The 3,515-nt window shown below is 72.5% G+C and carries 7 protein-coding genes; all 7 read left to right on the forward strand.

What is annotated here, in order from left to right:
* The coding region (locus VIM19_16230) for a hypothetical protein (protein HEY5186403.1) at nucleotides 1-215 on the forward strand (215 nt) is incomplete at its 5' end.
* Between the two features lie 104 nt (nucleotides 216-319).
* Nucleotides 320-781: a hypothetical protein gene (locus tag VIM19_16235; GenBank protein ID HEY5186404.1), complete on the forward strand. Its 462-nt coding sequence runs from the start codon at nucleotides 320-322 to the stop codon at nucleotides 779-781.
* Nucleotides 782-1,188: 407 nt separating this feature from the next.
* Nucleotides 1,189-1,908 carry a PadR family transcriptional regulator gene (locus VIM19_16240; GenBank protein ID HEY5186405.1) on the forward strand — a complete coding sequence of 240 codons (720 nt, stop codon included), beginning with the start codon at nucleotides 1,189-1,191 and terminating at the stop codon, nucleotides 1,906-1,908.
* On the forward strand, nucleotides 1,905-2,336 hold the full coding sequence (locus VIM19_16245) for a DUF1707 domain-containing protein (protein HEY5186406.1): 432 nt from the start codon (nucleotides 1,905-1,907) through the stop codon (nucleotides 2,334-2,336). The genes VIM19_16240 and VIM19_16245 overlap by 4 nt, the downstream gene beginning before the upstream one ends.
* Nucleotides 2,337-2,428: 92 nt before the next feature.
* Nucleotides 2,429-2,578 carry a hypothetical protein gene (locus VIM19_16250; GenBank protein ID HEY5186407.1) on the forward strand — a complete coding sequence of 50 codons (150 nt, stop codon included), beginning with the start codon at nucleotides 2,429-2,431 and terminating at the stop codon, nucleotides 2,576-2,578.
* A gap of 9 nt (nucleotides 2,579-2,587) precedes the next feature.
* Nucleotides 2,588-3,268, forward strand: coding sequence for an SGNH/GDSL hydrolase family protein (locus VIM19_16255; GenBank protein ID HEY5186408.1), 681 nt, complete (start codon nucleotides 2,588-2,590; stop codon nucleotides 3,266-3,268).
* A 103-nt stretch (nucleotides 3,269-3,371) separates the two neighbouring features.
* Nucleotides 3,372-3,515: NAD(P)-binding protein (locus VIM19_16260; protein HEY5186409.1), on the forward strand; the 144-nt coding region annotated here is incomplete at its 3' end.

Raw genomic sequence — 3,515 nt, forward strand, 5'->3', positions numbered from 1 at the left:
GGGAGCTGCACCACCGCAGCGAGCTCGAGGCGGAGCTGCAGGACGCGATCGCCCCCGGGCACTCCGGGATCTTGGCCCTGGTCTCCGACCCCGGTGCCGTGGAGATCCGCAAGGCGCTGGACAAGGCCGACGCCATCGTCGAGAAGGCCATCGACCAGGTCGCCGCGGACGACATCAAGGCCGCCGCCAAGGACGCCGGCTCGGACGACGCCTGACCGTCGCGGGATGCTCGCTGCGCCGTGTGTTGACCTCACGCGCTGATCCGGTGGGTCAGACTCCGAGGCCGGGCGCGCCGGCGAGGTCGCCGCGGTTCCCGCGCGTGGCCGGGCGCACCCTCCTCGGCGTCCCGCTGACGTTGCCCACCGACTTCCTCGCGGAGCGCACCCTGGCCGTGGTGGCGTTCCAGCGGTGGCAGCAGGCCAGGGTGGACCGATGGATCGACCGTGCGGTGGCCGCGGGTGGGCCGCCGACCACGCGCGGCGTTACCGGGCCGGTCCGGGTCGCCGTGGTCGAGGTCCCCGTCCTGTCGACGCGGTGGCGGTTGGCGCGTCGCGCCATCGACGGCGGGATGACCGCAGGCATCGGTGACCCGGACGTGGCGGCGCGCACGATCACCGTCTACACCGATGTCGCCGCCTTCCAAAAGGCGCTGGCGATTCCGGGCAGCGACGACGTGGACGTGCTCGTCGTCACGCGCAGCGGCACCGTGCTCGCCAGGGGACGGGGCGATCCCGATGACACGGCGTGGGCGGTCGTCTCAACGGCTCTGCTCGCCAGCTGACCGCGCCGCGTGGTTGCCGGGCAGGTCGCAAGCCGACGCCGTCGCCGCCGAGGTTGTGCGGCACGGACTGGTGGCGGGGGCTGGCGCCGACCACCCGGAGGCCGCCGCCGTTGTACCCGACCAGGCCGTGCCACTGGAAGTCGAAGGCAGCCGGGCCGCTCGTAGCGGCTGGGCGAAGGGGCGGATCCGGTCGTCCATGGCGCTCAGCATCGGGAACGCACGGTTCGCGTCACCGCCGTCCACCGGGTGCTGCGGGCCGCCCATGCCGGTGCGGGTGCCGGTGTCGCCGGGTCGGTCGTGGCGGGCGTCCTTGGAGCCAACGCGTCCCTCTTGTGCGGCGAGTATCTGCGATATATCGTCGAACGTCGCCTCAGTGGGCGACGCTTCCGGCTGGAGGGGAGACGGCGATGGGCGCAGCGGCGGGTGCCTGGGGACCGGGGTTCGGTCCCGCGGGCTGGGCCGGCGGGTGTGACTCGGGTTTCGAGGCGCAGGTGGTGGACGTGCTGCGCAAGATCCGGGCCCAGATGGGCTCGCGCAGCGGTCCCGGCCCGTGGTGGGGCCCGCCCCCGGGCGGGCCGTGGGGCGGCTGGATCGGCGGCCCGAGTGGCCAGGGAAGACGCGGGTGGCCGTTCGGGCCGGACAGTGGCCCGTCTCGCTCCCGGGCCGGCCGAGGCGACGTGCGCAGCGCGATCCTGCTGCTGCTCGACGATGCGCCGCGGCACGGCTACCAGATCATCCAGGACATCACCGAGCGCAGCGGCGGCGCCTGGCGGCCCAGCCCGGGGTCGGTGTACCCGGCGCTGTCCGCGCTGCAGGACGAGGGCCTGGTCGACGACGAGAAGGTCGAAGGACGCCGGGTGTTCTCCCTCACCGACGCCGGTCGCGCCTACGTCCGGGACCGGGCCGAGGCCCTCGCCCAGGTGTTCGAGGCCAACTCGGCCGAACCCGAGCACGAGGACGTCACCGACCTGCGCCAGCTGCTGTTCGGGGTCGGCGCGGCGGCCGTGCAGGTGATCACCGCCGGGACGCCGGACCAGGCAGCCGCGGCCCGGCGGGTGCTGCAGAGGGCCCGCACGGACCTGTACCGGCTGCTCGCCAACGACGAGCCGGACCAGGACCAGCCATGAGTGCGACCGACCCGGTCCCGCGCCGTGCGCTGCGGGCCTCCGACCAGGACCGGCACGAAGCGATCCTGGCCTTGTCCGACCAGTTCGTGGCCGGCCGGCTGGACCACGACGAGTTCGAGCGGCGGATGACCGCCGCGGCGCAGGCGACCTACCTGCACGACCTACACCCGCTGTTCGCCGACCTGCCCGCCCGCTCGGTCGCCGTGCCGCAGCCGGGCCGCAGGCGCCCTTCGAACCTCCGCGACCGTGTCCACCTTCCCGTGTCGCTGGTCACCTTCGCCGTCGTCTTCGTCGTGGTGGCCACGCACGGGTTCGCGCTGTGGCTGCTGCTCCCGCTGTGGTGGCTGTGGGTCGGCGGCGCTCACCGCAGGGCCTGCCCCCACCACCCGGCGGCTGCCTGGAGCGCGAAGACATCGCGCCGCTGGTAGCCCCAGCACGGACCACCTGAGGCTGTGGGTCTTGCCCTAGGGCACCCCCAAGATTAGGTCGCATCAAGCACTCGCTGGGAGGATGGTGGCTCGTGATCGGTTCGTGGCGCGCCCGGCTCGTCGTTCTCGCTGTCGCGGCGCTGGCCGCAACAACCATGGTCGCGGCTCCGGCGCAGGCCAGTCTGCGGGCACCCGACGCCCCCTACTACGTGTCCCTCGGTGACTCGCTTGCCTTCGGCTAATAGCCCAACCTGGTCGCCAAGGGTGACTACAACCCCGCCGACTACCGCAGCTACGCGGAGGACTACGCGTCGCTGACCCGCTCGCTCCAGCTGGTCAACTACGGCTGCCCCGGCGAGACGACCACGACCTTGATCCATGGTGGATGTCCCTGGCTGCCGGCCCCGCTGCACAGCTCCTACGGCACGTCCCCCTCACAGCTGGCCGCGGCGCAAGCCTTCCTGGGCGCACACGGCGCTCAGACAAAGCTGGTGACCATCGACATCGGGTCCAACGACCTGCTCGCCCTGGTGGAGCGCTGCAAACCGGACCTGACCTGCGTGCAGGCTGGCATCACCGCGACCCTGACCACGATCGAGACCAACGACGCGGTCATCCTCGGGACCGTGCGCGCGCTGGCACCCTCGGCACGCATCGTCATGTTCAACCTCTACAACCCGCTCGCCCTGACCGTGCCCGGCAGCGACACCCTCCTCGCCGGGGTCAACCAGGCGCTGGCCGCTTTCGCGGCGTCCGAGCACGTGCAGCTCGCTGACGCGTTCGGTGCGATCAACGGCGTAGCCGGTTCCCCGCAGGAGACGGCTCGGCTGTGCCTGCTCACCTGGGAGTGCACGTCGTACGCCAACATCCACCCCACCACGCTGGGGTACTGGTCGTTGGCCTTCGCCCTGGTCAAGGCCCTGAGGCCGTAGTCGGTGAGCTGACCACCTGGACCAAGCCCCGCGGTGCTGGCCGCGCCGCAGGTCGGACCGCGGCGTCCCATTCAGCGAGCAGGCCGGCCGCTACCCTGCCGGGATGACCGAGCGGGTGCCAGTGGCGATCATGGGCGCCGGTTTTTCCGGCCTCGCGGTCGCCGTGGGGCTGCTGCGGGCCGGCCGCTCGGACTTCGTGGTGCTGGAGCGCGCCGCTGACCTGGGCGGGACCTGGCGCGACAACACC

The organism is Actinomycetes bacterium (genome assembly GCA_036510875.1).
In the GTDB taxonomy this organism is placed as follows: Bacteria; Actinomycetota; Actinomycetes; order Prado026; family Prado026; genus DATCDE01.